The sequence below is a fragment of the Streptomyces sp. NPDC048521 genome, from assembly GCF_043199855.1.
Classification (GTDB): Bacteria; Actinomycetota; Actinomycetes; order Streptomycetales; family Streptomycetaceae; genus Streptomyces.
This window is the reverse complement of record NZ_JBICWR010000004.1, coordinates 49,234-64,635: the sequence shown is the minus strand read 5'-3', so window position 1 is coordinate 64,635 and position 15,402 is coordinate 49,234. Positions and strand designations below refer to the sequence as shown.

Below are 15,402 nucleotides of genomic sequence, written 5' to 3'. Positions count from 1 at the left end.
ACGGCCCGCACGCACCCGCGCCCGGCACGCGGCGCGTGGCTGTGCCTAACGACCCCCGTTGTACGGCCCATAGGGGCCGTCGCTGCTGCTTCCGCCGCGGCGGCGGCCCCAGCCGCGGCCACGGCCGCCGGAGACCTGCTGGAGCGCCGGGCGGACGTCCACGAAGAAGACGATCGTGGCCACCAGGCCCGCCAGCTGCAGGAACAGCATCGGGACGAACAGGTTCACCGCGACCGCGACACCCAGGATGATCAGCCAGAAGCCCTTGTTCTGCTTGTCGGCGGCGCGGTACGCGTCCTCGCGGAACAGCGCGGCCATCACGAACGCCACCACGGCCATGGCCAGCATGGCGGTGAAGATCAGCCACATCACGCCGCCGAATGCCGTCATCAGCACAATGCCCACCACCTGGGTCGAGTCGTCAGTACAGCCACCGTACCCATAGAACGGGCCGGGCACCCCGAAGGTGCCCGGCCCGTACACGCCTCGTCGGCCATGGTCACTTGGCCGGCGGGGTCGTCTTCTTCGCGGTGGTGGTGGGGGTGGGGGTGGTGATCTTGCGGGGGGCCGGCGCCTTCTTCGCCGCGGGCTTCTTCTCCGCGACGGGCTCGGCCGGCTTCGGCTCGGCCTTGACCTCGACCGGCTTCGGCTCGGTCTTGACCTCGCCCGGCTCGGCCTTGCCCTCGACGGCGATGGCCAGGTCCTCGATCTCCTCGGCGGCCTCGCCGCGCCAGGTCCGCACGGCCTGCTCGCCGTGCTCGGCGACCTTCTCGTAGGCCTCGCGGGCCTTGACGGCGTACTCGGCGGCGACACCGACACCGCGCAGCGCGAAGTCCTGGGCGGACTCGCCGAGCTTCTTCAGGTCGACGTCGAGGTTGCCGAGGAACTCGTTGACCTTGGTCTGGAGGGTCTCCTGCGCCTCCTTGGCCCGAGCCGAGGCCTTCTCCTGCACGGCCTTCGGGTCGGTGTTACGTACGGCCTCGATGCGGGCCGGGGCCTCGGCGCGCAGCTGCTCGACCAGGCCGGGCACCTTCTTGGCCTGCTGGAGGGCGAGGTCGGCGGTGCCGGCGGCGAAGTAGAGCGGGGTCGGGTCGCTGAGGGTCTTGCGCAGGTCGTCGGTGATGGCCATGGTGATGGTCCTCCCGGATTCGCGTTCGGCTGAGGTTGGTGTGGTCCGCGGTGGGGCGGCCGGCGCCCTGGTCCGGTTACCCGGCCGTCCGCCGCGGACCGGCATCTTCTGCGTCGGCCGTGCGGGCGCCGCGCACGGCGGTGCCGCCGGTGCCCTGGTCCGTGGTCCCCGCGCCGTCCTCGTCGTCCTCGTCCGCGACGGGCTCGCCGATCCCGAATCCGTTCTCCTTGCGGAAGGACTCGTAGATCTGGAGCAGCACCTGCTTCTGCCGCTCGTTGAGCGAGGGATCGGCGAGGATGGCGGCGCGCGTCCCACCTTCCCGGACGCGGTCCTGCCCGTCCCGATCGGCGTCGAGGATCCCGGCGCGGACGTAGAGCGTCTCGGCGGAGATGCGCAGGGCCTTGGCGACCTGCTGGAGCACCTCCGCGCTGGGCTTGCGCAGCCCACGCTCGATCTGGCTCAGGTACGGATTGGACACCCCGGCGGCGTCGGCGAGCTGCCGCAGCGACAGCTGGGCGTTCCGCCGCTGTTCGCGCAGGTACTCACCGAGATTGCCGACGTTCAGCGATGCCATGCCTCCACCTTGCCCCACCATCGCTAACAATTGCAAGCACCTGCTTGCAATAGTGTGTCGAAGGGGAAGGGGACGCGCGGAGAACCGGTCAGAATTCGAGAAGCACCGCTCGTGGCGCTGCGGCTAGCGTGTCGGCGGCGGCCCCCAGAGACGGAGACACGATGACCACGACCACGACGACCGAAGCGACGGCGTCCGCGCCCCACCGTGCCGACAGCCACGACCTGATCCGGGTGCACGGGGCGCGGGAGAACAACCTCAAGGACGTCAGCGTCGAGATCCCCAAGCGCCGGCTGACGGTGTTCACCGGCGTCTCCGGCTCGGGCAAGAGCTCCCTCGTGTTCGACACCATCGCCGCGGAGTCGCAGCGGCTGATCAACGAGACCTACAGCGCCTTCGTGCAGGGCTTCATGCCGACGCCGGCGCGGCCCGACGTCGACGTCCTCGACGGGCTCACCACCGCGATCATCGTCGACCAGCAGCGGATGGGCGCCGACCCGCGCTCCACCGTCGGCACCGTCACCGACGCCAACGCGATGCTGCGCATCCTCTTCAGCCGCCTCGGCGAGCCGCACATCGGCTCGCCCAAGGCGTTCTCCTTCAACGTCGCCTCGATCAGCGGAGCGGGTGCGGTCACCCTGGAGCGCGGCGGGCAGACCGTGAAGGAGCGGCGCGAGTTCAGCATCACCGGCGGCATGTGCCCGCGCTGCGAGGGCCGGGGCTCGGTCACCGACATCGACCTCACCCAGCTCTTCGACGACTCCAAGTCGCTCAACGAGGGCGCGCTCACCATCCCCGGCTACAAGGCGGGCGGCTGGAACTACCGCCTCTACACCGAGTCCGGCCTCTTCGACCCGGACAAGCCGATCCGCGCGTTCACCGAGCGGCAACGGCACGACTTCCTGCACCGCGAGCCGACCAGGATGAAGATCGCGGGCATCAACATGACCTACGAGGGGCTCATCCCGCGCATCCAGAAGTCGATGCTCGCCAAGGACCGGGAGGCGATGCAGCCGCACATCCGGGAGTTCGTGGACCGCGCGGTCACCTTCACCACCTGTCCCGAGTGCGAGGGCACCCGGCTCACCGAGGCGGCCCGGTCGTCCAAGATCCAGGGGATCAGCATCGCCGACGCCTGCGCCATGCAGATCAGCGACCTGGCGGAATGGGTGCGCGGCCTGGCCGAGCCGTCCGTGGCGCCGCTGCTCACCTCGCTGGGCGACACCCTCGACTCGTTCGTGGAGATCGGCCTCGGCTACCTCTCGCTCGACCGGCCGGCGGGCACCCTCTCGGGCGGCGAGGCGCAGCGCACCAAGATGATCCGCCACCTCGGCTCCTCGCTCACCGACGTCACCTACGTCTTCGACGAGCCCACCATCGGCCTCCACCCGCACGACATCCGGCGGATGAACGACCTGCTGCTGCGGCTGCGGGACAAGGGCAACACGGTGCTCGTCGTGGAGCACAAGCCGGAGGTCATCGCGATCGCCGACCACGTCGTCGACCTCGGCCCCCGCGCCGGCACGGCGGGCGGCACCGTCTGCTTCGAGGGCAGCGTCGAGGGGCTGCGGGCCGGCGGCACCCTCACCGGCCGCCACCTGGACGACCGGGCCGCCCTCAAGGAGACGGTGCGCAAGCCGGCCGGCGCGCTGGAGATCCGCGGTGCGACGAGGCACAACCTGCGGGGCGTCGACGTCGACATCCCGCTCGGCGTGCTCGTCGTCGTCACCGGCGTCGCCGGCTCCGGCAAGAGTTCCCTCGTGCACGGGTCGATCCCGGCCGGCGAGGGCGTGGTGTCGATCGACCAGACGCCGATCCGCGGCTCGCGCCGGAGCAACCCGGCGACGTACACCGGACTGCTCGAGCCGATCCGCAAGGCCTTCGCCAAGGCCAACGGCGTGAAGCCGGCGCTGTTCAGCGCCAACTCCGAGGGCGCCTGCCCCACCTGCAACGGCGCCGGCGTCGTCTACACCGACCTGGCGATGATGGCCGGTGTCGTCACCACCTGCGAGGAGTGCGAGGGCAAGCGGTTCGAGGCCTCGGTGCTGGAGTACCACCTCGGCGGCCGGGACATCAGCGAGGTGCTGGCGATGCCGGTGGCCGAGGCCGAGGAGTTCTTCGGCACCGGCGAGGCGCGCACCCCCGCCGCCCACAGGATCCTGCGGAACATGGCCGACGTGGGCCTCGGCTACCTCACGCTCGGCCAGCCGCTCACCACGCTGTCCGGCGGTGAGCGGCAGCGGCTGAAGCTGGCCACCCACATGTCCGAGAAGGGCGGTGTCTACGTCCTGGACGAGCCGACGACCGGCCTCCACCTCGCCGACGTCGAGCAGTTGCTCGGCCTGCTCGACCGGCTCGTGGACTCCGGCAAGTCGGTGATCGTCATCGAGCACCACCAGGCGGTCATGGCCCACGCCGACTGGATCATCGACCTCGGTCCGGGCGCCGGCCACGACGGCGGCCGCGTCGTCTTCGAGGGCACCCCCGCCGACCTCGTCGCCGCCCGCTCCACCCTCACCGGCGAACACCTCGCGGAGTACGTCGGCGCCTGATCCGACACGGCGACGCCCGGAGCCTCCCCCGCCGGCGACGGGTACGGGCCCGCCGCGGTCGATCCTCCGGATTCCTTCTCCCACCCGAGCCCCGGCTTCACCCCGTCAGGAACGACACCGTGGGCGTTCCTGACGGCGGCGGTGTGTGCGGGGGCACGGGGTGGTGGTCCGGCCGGACGGTGGCGAGGAGCTGAGGCTCAGCAGCCGGCCGCTCCGCGCCACTCCTCCAGCACCTGGAAGTCGGCCTCCGTGAGCCCGTACCGGTGGTCGACCCGGTGCAGCAGGGCCGGACCGGGGTGGTGGACGGCGGTCCAGGCGCGGTCTGCCTCGGTGATCTCGTCGTCCACCCAGATGAAGGGGCGGCCCGCCGCCCAGGCGGCCAACGGCCGTGTCTTCCAGTGCAGCGGGCCGAAAGGCTCGTCCTCGTCCGGCCACTGCACGACCGGCAGCGGGGGCAGGCCCAGCCAGGGCCCGAGGCAGGAGTTGGCGTCGTCCATCCAGGTCGTGGCCCACACCAGGGCGCAGCCCAGCGCGGTGAGCCGTGGGCCGAGCGCGGGGTCGACGCGGTCCAGCAGCGAGTGCGTGGCGGCGGCACCCGGCGGGCCCGCGAACACCGGGTAGGCGCGGTCCGCCGCCCCGAACGGGATGAGCGGGCCGTCGACGTCGAGGAAGAGCAGCATCACGGTCCAGGATGAGCCCTGGGGGCCTCGCCCGCCCGGAGAGGCAGGCATGTTGTCGCGAGCCGGCAGGAGCTCAGAACGGCAAGGGTCTGGCGTGCACCACGTCCAGCCGGGACACCGCCCGCGTCAGCACCACGTACAGCCGGTGGGCGCCCCGCTCCTCCGCCTCGACGACGGCGGCCGGTTCGACGGCGACCACATGGTCGTACTCCAGGCCTTTGACCAGGCTCGCGGGTACGACGGTGACGCGGGCGCCGAGTGCGTCCGGGCCCGCCGTGGCGATACCGGCCGTGGTGAGCGCCTCCCGCACGCCGTCCACGTCCGCGTCCGCCGCGACCACCCCGACCGACCCCTCCCTGGTGAGGGCGGCCCGTACGGCGGTCACGGTCGTGCCGAGCACGTCGTCGGTGGGGCGGACGGTCAACTCGCCGTCCGTGCGCAGCGACCGGGCGGCGGGTACGGCCACGTCGAGACGGTCGAGCAGCCGGTTGGCCAGCTCGACGACCGCGGCGGGCACCCGGAACCCGGTGGTCAGCGGCACCACGGCCGCGTCCGGCTTGCCGAGGTGGCGCAGCTGCACGGACCAGTCGCGGGCGGCCCACGGGGTGGTGCCCTGGGCGAGGTCGCCGAGGACGGTCAGCGAGCCGAAGGCGGCCCGGCGGGCGATGGCCCGGCACTCCATGGGCGAGAGGTCCTGCGCCTCGTCCACGACCAGGTGGCCGTAGCCCTGGGGGTGCTCGATCAGCCCGGACAGTTCGTCGAGGAGGACGAGGTCGGCGGCCGACCAGCGGGCCGACTTGTACGAGCGCGGCGGGCGCGGCCACAGCAGCGCGGACTGCTCGTCCGGGTCGAGCAGTCCGTCGGCCGCGCCGGCCAGCACCGCGTGGTCGGCGAGGAGTTCGGCGAGGACCTCCTCGGGGCGGACCTTGGGCCAGACGGCGTCGAGACGGGCGGTGAGCGGGCGGGAGTGCTCGACGCGGCGGACCCAGGAGGCGGGCCGGACCCCGGAGCGCCGCTCGGCCTGCTCCCGCAGCCGCCGTACCACCCGGGTGCGCACCCGCTCGCGGCCGACGGCGTACGGCGGCTGCTCGGCCCGCACCTGCTCGACGATCGCGGCCAGTTCGCCGGCGGGCACCCGCCAGCGGTAGGAGCCCTCCGGTACGGCGAGGTCGGCCACGCCCTCGACGGTCACGCGCGCGTACAGCGCCCGGCGCAGCACCTCCGCCATGCGGGCGTCGTGCTTGACGGTCGCCGTGCGGACGGGGTCGGTGCCGGTGACCGGGTGGCGGGCGATCTCGTCGAGGAGGGTGGACTGGCGGTAGCCCCCCTCGGTCGCTCCGCGACGGGCGGACTCGCCGAGGTTGGGCAGTACCTCGGCGATGTAGCCGAGGAAGGTGCGGTTGGGTCCGAGGATGAGCAGGCCGGAGCGCTGGAGCCGCTTGGGGTGGGTGTAGAGCAGGTAGGCGGCGCGGTGCAGGCCGACGGCGGTCTTGCCGGTACCGGGGGCGCCCTGCACGCACAGGGAGTCGGCGAGATCCGCCCGCACGAGGTCGTCCTGCTCGGGCTGGATGGTGGCGGCGATGTCCCGCATGGGTCCGATGCGGGGCCGTTCGATCTCGCGGGCGACGATGTCACTGGCCCGCGACTCGCCCCGGCCCAGGCGCTCGTCCTCGAGGCCGGTGAGGTCGGCCGAGTCGCCCCGGCTGCCGGGGGCCCAGCCGAACCGGCGCCGGGTGTCGACGCCTTGCGGTTCGCGGGCGCTGGCCTGGTAGAAGGCGCGGGAGACGGGGGCCCGCCAGTCGACGACGAGGGGTGCGTCGGCCGGGTTCTCGGTGATCCGGATCCGGCCGACGTGGTAGCTCTGCCCGCCGTGTTCCGGATCCTGTGCGCCGAAGTCGAGGCGGCCGAAGAACAGCGGTCCGGGCGGCAGTTCGCGCATGGCCTTGGCCTGGCTGCGCAGCCGGTAGCCGAGGACCTCGGCGTCGGCGCCGGAGGCGGAGACGTCCTCGCCGACGACGACCTGTTCGGCGGCGCCCTCGACCATGGCGGCGAGGGCGGCGCGGCAGGTGTCGTGGTAGGCGCGCTCGGCGTGCAGGGTGTCCTCGAGGGCGGGGGGGAGTGACGTCATGGCGCCAGCGTACGGGACATGCGTTACCGAGTTAAGTTTTTAACCGAGTTTCACTCGTCGCCCTTCCCCACGAGGAGCCCCGCCGCCAGCCGCTCGAACGCCCGTTCGGCCGCGCGCACCGCGTCCGGCGCGACCCGCGCGACACTCTCCCCCGCCGCGATCCGCCGCCAGTTCTCCTGCGCGAGGATCCGCTGGACGGCGACGATCTGCCCCGCCGCCAGTCGGGCGTCCAGACCGCCGCCCAGGGCCTCGGCGAGCGCCGCCTCCGACCGCTCCATATGGCCGTACGCCCGAGCCACCAGCGCCGGGGTGCCGTACAGCAGGGAGTGGAAGGCGAGCACCTCGGGATGGTCGTTCAGGCCGGTGACCGGATCGCGCCGCTCGAGACCGGCGAGGAAGTTCCGGCGCAGCGCGTCCACCGGATCGGCCGCCCCGGCGACCACCCGTGCCGCCTCCGTCTCGTGGTCGGCGATCCGGTGCAGGACGAGGTCCTCCTTGGCCGGGAAGTACCGGAAGAGGGTCGGCTTGGAGATCCCGGCCGCGGCGGCGACCTCCGCGACCGACACCGCGTCGAAGCCCCGCTCCAGGAAAAGCCGTACGGCGATGTCCGACACGTCCTGGTACATCCGTTGCCTCTTGCGCTCCCGCAGGCCCATCTCTTCCATGAGGGGGAGCCTACGCAGCGCCGCCCGGACCGGTCGGCCAGGCCAGACCACGGACCACGTGCGAGCTTGTGCGCGGCCGGGACGACAGGCCCAGGGATGCGGTGGCCGCGGCGAGGGTCATGGCGTAGGAGTCCAGGGCGCGGCGGACGTTCGGGGCGTCCAGGCTCGTCCCGGTGACCAGGCGGTCGAGGTCGACGTAGGCCGAGCGGACGATCTCGATCCACCGGTACACCCGCCAGTCCTCCTGCCAGCCCTTGGTGAACCGCGCGGCCAGCCGGTCCTCCCAGCGCCGGAACATCCGGTCGCGGATCTCCGGCCGGGTCGGGGTGAGGTGCATGTGCCGGACCAGTTCGTACAGCGGGTCCCCGACCAGGGCCATCTCCCAGTCGATCAGGGTGAGGGCGGGGTCGTCCTCGCGGCGCACCAGGTTCCAGGGGTTGAGGTCGCCGTGCAGCAGGGCGCAGTCGCGGTCGGTGACGCGGTGCCGGGCGAGGATCTCGCGCAGCCGGGGCGCGTCGGGCAGCCCGAGGAGGCGGGCCAGCTGCTGGGACGCCTTCGGCAGGTCGGCGACCAGCGCCACCAGCTGGTCGCTGAGCCAGTCGTAGAAGCCGGGCCGGCCCGCGACCGGGTCGATCGGGACGTAGTCGACCGCGGTCAGCGCGGCCAGCTGGTCGACCAGGCAGTCCGCCTCGTGCGGCCGCAGTCCGTGCACCGGGTGCTCGGGTCTTCGGCCGAGGTCGCGGGCGCCCTCGTAGGTGTGGACGGCGAAGCGGTCCCCGCCGTAGCAGTGGGCCGGGTCCGTGGCGTGGCTCGTCCCCAGCGCCAGGACCCGGGGTGCGGCCACCGGCACCCCGGACCGTTCGATCGCACCGAGCACGGCGTGCTCGCTGAGGAAACTGCGCTCGCGCCGCAGGACGACGGTCGCCTCGCGGCGCACGACGACGGGGAAGGGGGTGCCGGGGACCCGGAGCACCGTGTTGAGGTGCGCGGCGCCCTTGAACACCCGGTCGGCCGGGGCGGCGCCCTCCAGGAACAGCGCGTCGGCGACCGCGGAGTGCGGGAAAGAGGGGTGCTCGGGGACCCGCCGGTCCGGTGTCCAGCCGATGCCACGAACGGCCGGGCCCCGCCGCCCCGCAACGCCGGCGGACCAGGCGGACGCCCCGCGACGGAACAGGACCCGCTCGATCTCGTCCTCCTCCGGCACCCTGCCCAGCCGCAGCGGCTCGGCGGCGGACCGCAGGGCGGCCCGCACGACGCCCGTCGCCCGCTCCAGGCTCCGCCGGTCGAAGGAGTCCTCCAGCGCCCGCGCGGCCCGGACGACGTCGGCGTAGAGGGACTGGGCACGCTCGAACGCCACGTAGTGGGGCAGGTCCTTGGTCAGGCCGGCCACGGCGGCGGGCCGCACCCGGCGCACGGCCTCGGCCCAGGCATCGACCGCCGTGTGCCACTGGTGGTCCGGGTAGCGCATCCGCACCAGATGGACGGCGAGGTCGTGCAACGGGTCGCCGTAGCCGGCCAGTTCCCAGTCCAGGCAGTGCAGCGGCGCGTCACCGGCGGACGGCAGGACCAGGTTGCCGCGGTGCAGGTCGCCGTGGAGCAGACCGTACGGCCGCCGGGTCATCGCCGGGACCCGGTCGGCGAACCGCAGCAGCGCGTCCTCGGGCACGCCGAGAGCGACGAACAGACCGCCGTACCGGGACCAGTTGGGCCGGCGGATCTGGCGGTCGGCGAGGTGGGCCAGGGTGCGCAGGAAGCCCTGGGAGTCCGTGTGGTTGCGGGGCCACTCGGCCGGCAGGGGCGGCAGCGCGGGGCCGCGCACCTGGACGATCGAGGCGAGCAGCGCCGCGAGGTCCTTCAGCAGCGGTCCGTCGACCGGCTTGCCGGGGCCGCAGACGTCCGCCAGCACGGCTCCGTCCACAAAGCTGTGGACGGCGTACCCCTCGCCCTCCGCCAGGCACTCCGGCACGGGCAGCAGACCGTGCAGGGCGCGCAGGATCTCCGGCTCGCTCCGCCAGGTCCGGACGACCACCGGCACCGCGTCCGCGCGCGGCACCCGCACGGTCACCGGGGTGCCGGGCTCCCTGCCCAGCAGCCCGGCCACGGGTTCGGTCAGCGGTACGACGTGATTGCGGTGGTGGAAACCCCCACGCTCGGGTCCCGACGCGACGGCACGGGCCACGAACTCCCGGACGACGGCATCCGTCCGAACTCTGCCGGCGTGTCCCCCAGCCGCGGCACGGGGAACAGACGGTGCGCCCACTGGCCGCTCCGGGTAGATCGCGCGAAAAGGAAGGGTCGGGACATCGGGACAGCGTCGGAAGACAGGTCAAGACACCTCGGGGAGAACGCTATGCCCAGGGGGTGACCGACACGACCTTCAGGCCCAGCCGAGTAGCCCAACGGGTGGTCTGCCACTCATCTGTGCCAGGCCGACGGCCGAGGACCGGCTCGTTGCCATTCCTCACGCACGAATCCGAGCGGTGACTCGGACTGGCGATGCTAGCGCACGAAACGCCCGCTCCGGAGCAGCCGCAACAGCGGCTCCAGCGACCGTACGACGTCCTGCGCGCCCGCCGCACGCAGGCGTTTCTCCTTGAAGGCGTTACGCGCGTAGCCCAGGAACGGGACACCGGCCTCGCGGGCTGCGTCCAGGTCGGAGGCCGAGTCGCCGATCATCAGGGCGGCGGCCGGGGCCGCGCCCATCGCGCTCAGGGCGCGGTTGAGGCAGTGCGGATCCGGCTTGAGGTGGTGCAGCTGCTGCGTACGGCCGTACAGGTGGGGAGCGAAGCAGCCGGTGAGGCCGCGGGTCTCGAGGTACGTGCGGGCCACCCGCGGCGAGTTGTTGGTGGTGACGGCGAGCCGGGCGCCGACGGCGGTCCAGGTGCGGATCAGCGGGTCGGCGTAGGCGGTCGGCAGCGCGGACGCGGCCGCCCGCAGTTCCTCCTGGGTGAGCCGTTCCTCCAGTTCGGCGACGAGGTCGCTGCCCGGATGGCGGCGGCCCACGGCGCGCAGGACGACCTGCGGGTCCAGCGTCTCCCGTTCCGGGTCGGTGAGCAGCCCTCGCAGCCCCTGCAGCTCCAGCCACTCCACCAGCTCCGCTGCCACCCGTTCCGCCTTGTGCCCGGCGAAGAGGCGACAGATCGGCCCGTCGAAGTCCCACAGCACGACCCGAGCGTGTGTGATCAGTTCCCGAAGCTTCTCGATCTCATTCGCACCAGGCGTCGCATCAGAAGTCGCATCAGAAGTCACTAGGAGAGTGTCAGGTCCGTGGTGATGGTTTCCCAGAGGGCGTCGAACCACTTCTGCGATTGCTCCACGAATGCCGCGTCCCGTTGCCCGGCCCGCTTCTCGAAGGAGAAGAGGAGCGACTCGGAGCCGAGGGTGTCGTACATCTCCAGCGTCCCGCTCTCGGTGGGCTCCTCCCGGCGCGCGATCATGTAGTACGCGTACAGCGCCTCCCTGCCGTTGAGCAGGTACAACTTGGCCGGCGGGGTGAACGGCAGGGCCCGGAAGGTGACGTGGACGTCGATGTCGTGGGTGCCGCGCAGCGCCTGGAGGTTGTACTGGAGCACCTGGCCCTGGGCGTTGCGCATGGCCAGCCAGCGCTGGTGGACGGCGTCGTCGTCGCTCCCGGCGTCGACCGAGACCGGGAAGGCGAGGTTGATGTCCCGGGACGGGAGCAGGATGCGGACGTCGATCCGCTCGGGGCTCAGGCGCCCCTCGTGGATCAGGCGCAGCGGCTCACCGAGCGCGGGGATCAGGCTCTGCGCGGTCAGGCAGACCGCGTCGATGCGCACGTGCGGCGCCGAGAAGGCCTCCGTCAGCCGGGGGGCGAGGGCCACCATGGTCGGCTGGGGTTCCTCCGGGCCGGACTGCGGCTCGGCCACCCGGGGCGGGCTGCCCTTGCTGACGTCGCTGAGCAGTCCGTCCTGCTGGAGTGCCCGCAGGGCCTGGCGTACGGCACCGCGCTCCACGCCGAACTCCTCGGCCAGCTCGGCCTGGGTGGGCAGCCGCTCGCCCGCCCGCAGGGCGCCCGTGCGGATGCGCTCGCGCAGGGTGTCGGCGATCTCCTGGGGCGTGAGCCTTCTGCTGCCGTTCACTGCCACGTTCTCCTGGGTCACGACCAAACGCTACAACTCTGATCCATCTAAAGGGAGTTGCCCGAAAGTTGTTTATGAGCAGGGACCAAGTGGGGACAACTTAGATGAAGTTGGTTGCCAACTTTCCCAAGTTGGCGGAACTTCTGCTTCCCCGCACATCCCAACGGCAGCCCGAAGGGGGATCACCGTGCCTGCCCTCGCTCTCCTCTCCGCCCTGTTCATCATCGGCTTCGAGCAGCTCGTCCAGTGGAAGTACGGCGCCGCCGGCATCGTCGGCATGCTGCTGCTCTCCGTGGGCATCAAGGCCAAGAGCCCGGCGGTCAGCTCCGCCGGCGCCGTCCTGCTCGCGGTGCTGCTGGCCGGCCCGGCGCTATGACGCCAGCACCAGGTCCGAACTGATCGTCTCCCACAGCGCGTCGAACCACAGGTGCGACTGCTCCACGAACGCCGCGTCCCCCTGCCCGGCCCGCCGCTCGAAGGCGAACAGCATCGACCGGGTGCCGTCGGCGTCGTACAACTCCACGTGCTCGTGCTCGATCTCCCGCTCGCGGCGCCCGAGCGTGTAGTACGCGAACAGCGCCTCGGCCCCGTTGAGCAGGTACAGCTTGACCGGCGGGGTGAACGGCAGGGCCCGGAAGTACACCCGCACGTCGATCCCGTGCGTGGTGCGCAGCGCCAGCAGGTTCTGCCGCAGCACCAGGCCCTGGGCGTTGCGCTGGGCCAGCCAGCGCCGGTGCAGCAGGCCGCCGTCGGCCGCGTCCACCGGCGCCGGGAACGCCAATTCGATGTCCCGGCTCGGCAGCAGCACCCGCACGTCGATCTTGGCCGGTTTCAACTGCCCGGCATGGATCTGCCGAAGCGGCTCGCCGATGGCGAGCGTGAGCGAGACGGAGGTCAGGCAGAGCGCGTCGATCCGCACGTGCGGGGCGGCGAAGGCGGTCGCGATGCGCGGCGCGAGGCCCACCATCGTGGGCTGCGGCGGCGCCGCGGGACCGGCCACGGGCCGCGCCGGCCCCGGGACCCCGGCCACGGTGGCCGGGCTTCCCTTGGAAACGTTGGTGAGCAGCTGCTCCAACTGCAGGATGCGCAAGGCCTGCCGCACGGCCCCGCGTTCGACGTCGAACTCGTCGGCCAGCTGGGCCTGTGTGGGCATGCGCTGGCCCGGCCGCAGCTCGCCGGACCTGATCCGGCTGCGCAGTTCGTCGGCGATCTCGCGGTGGGACCGGCGTGGCCGCTGTGACCTCGTCCGTCCACTGGCGGAGGCGTGCTCCGGGTCCACGGACAAACACTACAACTTCCCGCCATCTTGTGGCAGTTCAGTGACAGCTGGTTATGAGACGGTTCCCAACGGAGATAAGAACAGTGGAGTTGGCAGCCAACTCGTACAACATGGTCAAGCTTCCCAGTGGTTGGCCGACCGGGCTCCCTTCCGGAGGGGAGCCGGGAGTCCGGACAGGGGACGGCCACCGGAGCACACAGCCACAGCGCACGACCCGCACAGTCACAACTGAACAGCCGGCACAGCCACAACTGAACATCGACACCGCACAGCCACAACTGAACAGCTCGCTACGGATGAACAGTCAGCGTGTCACCGCACGAAGGGAGCGTCAGAAGAGGTCCGGGCACCACGGGCGCCCGGGCGAGCGGAACAGGGCGTCGGCCTTCCGGGCGGCGCCCTCTCGTTCTTCCTGGACCCGGCCGAGGGCGGCGAGCCGCAGCGCCGACTCGTCACCGAGCCACAGCCGGGCCAACTCCCCCACCTGAAGGGTCAGATCGGCACTCGCGGCGCTCGCCGGCACGCAGGACGCCCCCTCGGAGGAGACCTCCAGCCGGAACCGGCCCCCGGCCAGACCGGCACCGTCCGCACCGTCCCCGCCGCCCGCGCCGTCCAGGACCTCCAGCACCAGCGCCCCCTCCGCCCCGTACGTCCGCGCCTCCAGGGCCCGCACGACGTCCAGGACGCGCACCCACAGCCAGTCCGCGTGCTCGGTGACACGGGCCGCGCGCGGGTCGGGCAGATGGAAGGGCAGCAGGTCGTCGGGGCCGCGCCAGCCGGTCTTGACCTTCGTGACCCAGTCGATCGAGCACAGGTACCGCCACAGGGCGCGTTCGGCCGCCGGGGTCGAGGCGATCAGCCAGTTGACGTCGGCGGTGTGCTGCGGCTGCTTGCCGTGCCAGCTGTCGTCGGACTCGTACGACACCAGGCCCTCGACCTCGTCGGAGGCCGACCGGTACACGGCGTAGAACGGCTCGGTCCACGCGTCGAAGCGCACGGCCCCGGTGTTGACCTGCCACCACAGCTCGTCCCGGCTGACCGCACCGGGCTGGGCACGGCGGAACCGCTCGTGCAGTTCGGGACCGAGCTTGCGCACGTCCTCGGCGTCCACCAGGTCGATCCGGCCGCCGTCCTCCGGGCCGGACCGGCGCGGGTCGAGGCCGGACCGGGTGACCTCGACGGTCCACTCGGTCGTCCAGGTCGCCGGTCCGAAGCCGTACCGCCCGTAGATCGGGTACTCGGCGGCGATCAGGGTGGCCACGACGTCGCCGCGTTCCTTCGCCGCCGCCAGGTCCTGACCCATCATCCGGGTCAGCAGGCCCCGGCGGCGGTGCGTCGGGGAGACGGTGACGTTGGAGATCGCGTCCGCGGGCACCGGTGTGCCGCCGACCGCGGTCAGCTCCTGGGCGAAGGAGCGGAAGGTGGCCACGCACCGGCCGTCGTCGAAGGCGCCCAGCCGGCGGCCCGGCACCCGGCGCCGAGCCTCCACCTGCTCCGGCGTCATGTCCGGCGGCCGCAGGAACCCGGTCTTCAGGGCACGCTGCCAGTCCTCGAGTTCGGCATCGGTGACGGTTCGGACCTCGGTCATGGGGCCACCGTAGGCGGACGACCCCTGCCTGTCGCCCGTATTTCGTCGCCTGTTCGCCGCCCCGCTCAGGTCAGCAGGTCGTCGACCTGCGCCTCGCCCACCCGGTACCGGCGGGCGATCTCCCCGCTGCAGTCGTCGGCCGTGTGCTGCAGCCGCTGGCGGCGCCGGGAGACCTCCTGCTCGTAGCGGACCAGACGGCCCATGGCGCTGGTCAGTTCGAGGTCCGTACGGGCCTGGAGGTCGGACAGCTCGACCTCGGCGAGCATCTCGGCGGCCAGCTGCCGGTACTCCTCGTTGTGCGGAGTGCCGAGCGTGACATGGCGGGCCGAGGAGCGGTGCCGGGCCGGGGCGTCCTGGAGGATCTCCGGGAGCCGGTCGACCACGGAGCCGTCCGCGGGCGCCGGCACGGACGCCCGGCCGCGTCGGCTCAGCTCCGCGCGCAGGATGTCGATCCGGCCCTGCAGCAGCCGCCGGACATAGCTGAGGTCCGCCTCGTCGCGCTGGGCGTCGCGGCGCAGGATCCGCAGTTCGGGCAGACTCAGCCGGGCCAGGTCGGGCTCGGGAGGCTCCGCGGGAAGCGCCGGGCCCGCCGTGCCGTCGGCGCGCTGCGCGGGCGGCCGGTACGTCCCGTGTGTCCCCAGCCGCCCGCTGGTACTCGGTGTGCTCATGTGCGTGTGACCGTCCCCTCGACCGGCGTGTGCAAGCAT

General features: G+C 72.3%; 14 protein-coding genes. 2 read left to right on the top strand and 12 right to left on the bottom strand.

Translation table 11 applies throughout. The annotated features are described in order from the left end of the window. Nucleotides 1-45 precede the first annotated feature (45 nt). From ACGFRF_RS11170 to ACGFRF_RS11160, 3 genes are all read right to left on the bottom strand, one after another. On the bottom strand, nt 46-390 hold the full coding sequence (locus ACGFRF_RS11170) for a DUF2516 family protein (RefSeq protein ID WP_393738479.1): 345 nt from the start codon (nt 388-390) through the stop codon (nt 46-48). A gap of 109 nt (nt 391-499) precedes the next feature. Continuing rightward, nucleotides 500-1,129, bottom strand: a complete 630-nt coding sequence (locus tag ACGFRF_RS11165) for a hypothetical protein (protein WP_393738477.1) — start codon at nt 1,127-1,129, stop codon at nt 500-502. Nucleotides 1,130-1,205: 76 nt separating this feature from the next. After that, the gene (locus ACGFRF_RS11160; protein WP_393738475.1) at nt 1,206-1,703 is read right to left on the bottom strand and encodes a helix-turn-helix domain-containing protein; all 498 of its coding nucleotides are present in this window, start codon (nt 1,701-1,703) and stop codon (nt 1,206-1,208) included. 161 nt (nt 1,704-1,864) lie between these two features. Here ACGFRF_RS11160 and ACGFRF_RS11155 point away from each other — a divergent pair, with 161 nt between their 5' ends. Beyond that, nucleotides 1,865-4,255, top strand: coding sequence for an ATP-binding cassette domain-containing protein (locus ACGFRF_RS11155; protein ID WP_393738473.1), 2,391 nt, complete (start codon nt 1,865-1,867; stop codon nt 4,253-4,255). A gap of 197 nt (nt 4,256-4,452) precedes the next feature. Here ACGFRF_RS11155 and ACGFRF_RS11150 read toward each other — a convergent pair whose 3' ends face one another. The 6 genes from ACGFRF_RS11150 to ACGFRF_RS11125 all read right to left on the bottom strand — a co-directional run bounded on the left by ACGFRF_RS11150 (nt 4,453) and on the right by ACGFRF_RS11125 (nt 11,855). Next, complete coding sequence (locus ACGFRF_RS11150) at nt 4,453-4,935, bottom strand: HAD domain-containing protein (protein ID WP_393738471.1); 483 nt, start codon at nt 4,933-4,935, stop codon at nt 4,453-4,455. Between the two features lie 73 nt (nt 4,936-5,008). Continuing rightward, nucleotides 5,009-7,063 (bottom strand): HelD family protein, encoded by a 2,055-nt coding sequence (locus ACGFRF_RS11145; protein WP_393738469.1) that lies wholly within the window; start codon nt 7,061-7,063, stop codon nt 5,009-5,011. A 50-nt stretch (nt 7,064-7,113) separates the two neighbouring features. Further along, nucleotides 7,114-7,728 carry a TetR family transcriptional regulator gene (locus tag ACGFRF_RS11140; RefSeq protein ID WP_393738467.1) on the bottom strand — a complete coding sequence of 205 codons (615 nt, stop codon included), beginning with the start codon at nt 7,726-7,728 and terminating at the stop codon, nt 7,114-7,116. Nucleotides 7,729-7,738: 10 nt separating this feature from the next. Continuing rightward, complete coding sequence (locus ACGFRF_RS11135; RefSeq protein WP_393738465.1) at nt 7,739-9,988, bottom strand: phosphotransferase; 2,250 nt, start codon at nt 9,986-9,988, stop codon at nt 7,739-7,741. A 239-nt stretch (nt 9,989-10,227) separates the two neighbouring features. Beyond that, the gene (locus tag ACGFRF_RS11130) at nt 10,228-10,893 is read right to left on the bottom strand and encodes an HAD family hydrolase (RefSeq protein ID WP_393738463.1); all 666 of its coding nucleotides are present in this window, start codon (nt 10,891-10,893) and stop codon (nt 10,228-10,230) included. A gap of 83 nt (nt 10,894-10,976) precedes the next feature. Beyond that, nucleotides 10,977-11,855, bottom strand: a complete 879-nt coding sequence (locus ACGFRF_RS11125) for a winged helix-turn-helix domain-containing protein (RefSeq protein ID WP_393738461.1) — start codon at nt 11,853-11,855, stop codon at nt 10,977-10,979. A gap of 160 nt (nt 11,856-12,015) precedes the next feature. On the opposite strand from ACGFRF_RS11125, the gene ACGFRF_RS11120 reads away from it, so the two are divergent. Further along, the gene (locus tag ACGFRF_RS11120) at nt 12,016-12,204 is read left to right on the top strand and encodes a hypothetical protein (RefSeq protein WP_393738459.1); all 189 of its coding nucleotides are present in this window, start codon (nt 12,016-12,018) and stop codon (nt 12,202-12,204) included. Here ACGFRF_RS11120 and ACGFRF_RS11115 read toward each other — a convergent pair. The 3 genes from ACGFRF_RS11115 to ACGFRF_RS11105 all read right to left on the bottom strand — a co-directional run bounded on the left by ACGFRF_RS11115 (nt 12,199) and on the right by ACGFRF_RS11105 (nt 15,363). Continuing rightward, entirely contained in the window at nt 12,199-13,113 is a 915-nt protein-coding gene (locus ACGFRF_RS11115) for a winged helix-turn-helix domain-containing protein (protein WP_393738457.1), read from the bottom strand. The genes ACGFRF_RS11120 and ACGFRF_RS11115 overlap by 6 nt on opposite strands. 325 nt (nt 13,114-13,438) lie before the next feature. Continuing rightward, nucleotides 13,439-14,695: a GNAT family N-acetyltransferase gene (locus tag ACGFRF_RS11110; RefSeq protein WP_393738455.1), complete on the bottom strand. Its 1,257-nt coding sequence runs from the start codon at nt 14,693-14,695 to the stop codon at nt 13,439-13,441. Between the two features lie 65 nt (nt 14,696-14,760). Beyond that, the gene (locus tag ACGFRF_RS11105; protein WP_393738453.1) at nt 14,761-15,363 is read right to left on the bottom strand and encodes an aerial mycelium formation protein; all 603 of its coding nucleotides are present in this window, start codon (nt 15,361-15,363) and stop codon (nt 14,761-14,763) included. Nucleotides 15,364-15,402: the final 39 nt, after the last annotated feature.

What these genes read in the sequence shown, in the direction of transcription:
- ACGFRF_RS11170 (WP_393738479.1), bottom strand. Translation starts at nt 390, where the DNA reads ATGACGGCATTCGGCGGCGTGATGTGGCTGATCTTCACCGCCATGCTG.
- ACGFRF_RS11165 (WP_393738477.1), bottom strand. Translation starts at nt 1,129, where the DNA reads ATGGCCATCACCGACGACCTGCGCAAGACCCTCAGCGACCCGACCCCG.
- ACGFRF_RS11160 (WP_393738475.1), bottom strand. Translation starts at nt 1,703, where the DNA reads ATGGCATCGCTGAACGTCGGCAATCTCGGTGAGTACCTGCGCGAACAG.
- ACGFRF_RS11155 (WP_393738473.1), top strand. Translation starts at nt 1,865, where the DNA reads ATGACCACGACCACGACGACCGAAGCGACGGCGTCCGCGCCCCACCGT.
- ACGFRF_RS11150 (WP_393738471.1), bottom strand. Translation starts at nt 4,935, where the DNA reads ATGCTGCTCTTCCTCGACGTCGACGGCCCGCTCATCCCGTTCGGGGCG.
- ACGFRF_RS11145 (WP_393738469.1), bottom strand. Translation starts at nt 7,063, where the DNA reads ATGACGTCACTCCCCCCCGCCCTCGAGGACACCCTGCACGCCGAGCGC.
- ACGFRF_RS11140 (WP_393738467.1), bottom strand. Translation starts at nt 7,728, where the DNA reads ATGGAAGAGATGGGCCTGCGGGAGCGCAAGAGGCAACGGATGTACCAG.
- ACGFRF_RS11110 (WP_393738455.1), bottom strand. Translation starts at nt 14,695, where the DNA reads ATGACCGAGGTCCGAACCGTCACCGATGCCGAACTCGAGGACTGGCAG.
- ACGFRF_RS11105 (WP_393738453.1), bottom strand. Translation starts at nt 15,363, where the DNA reads ATGAGCACACCGAGTACCAGCGGGCGGCTGGGGACACACGGGACGTAC.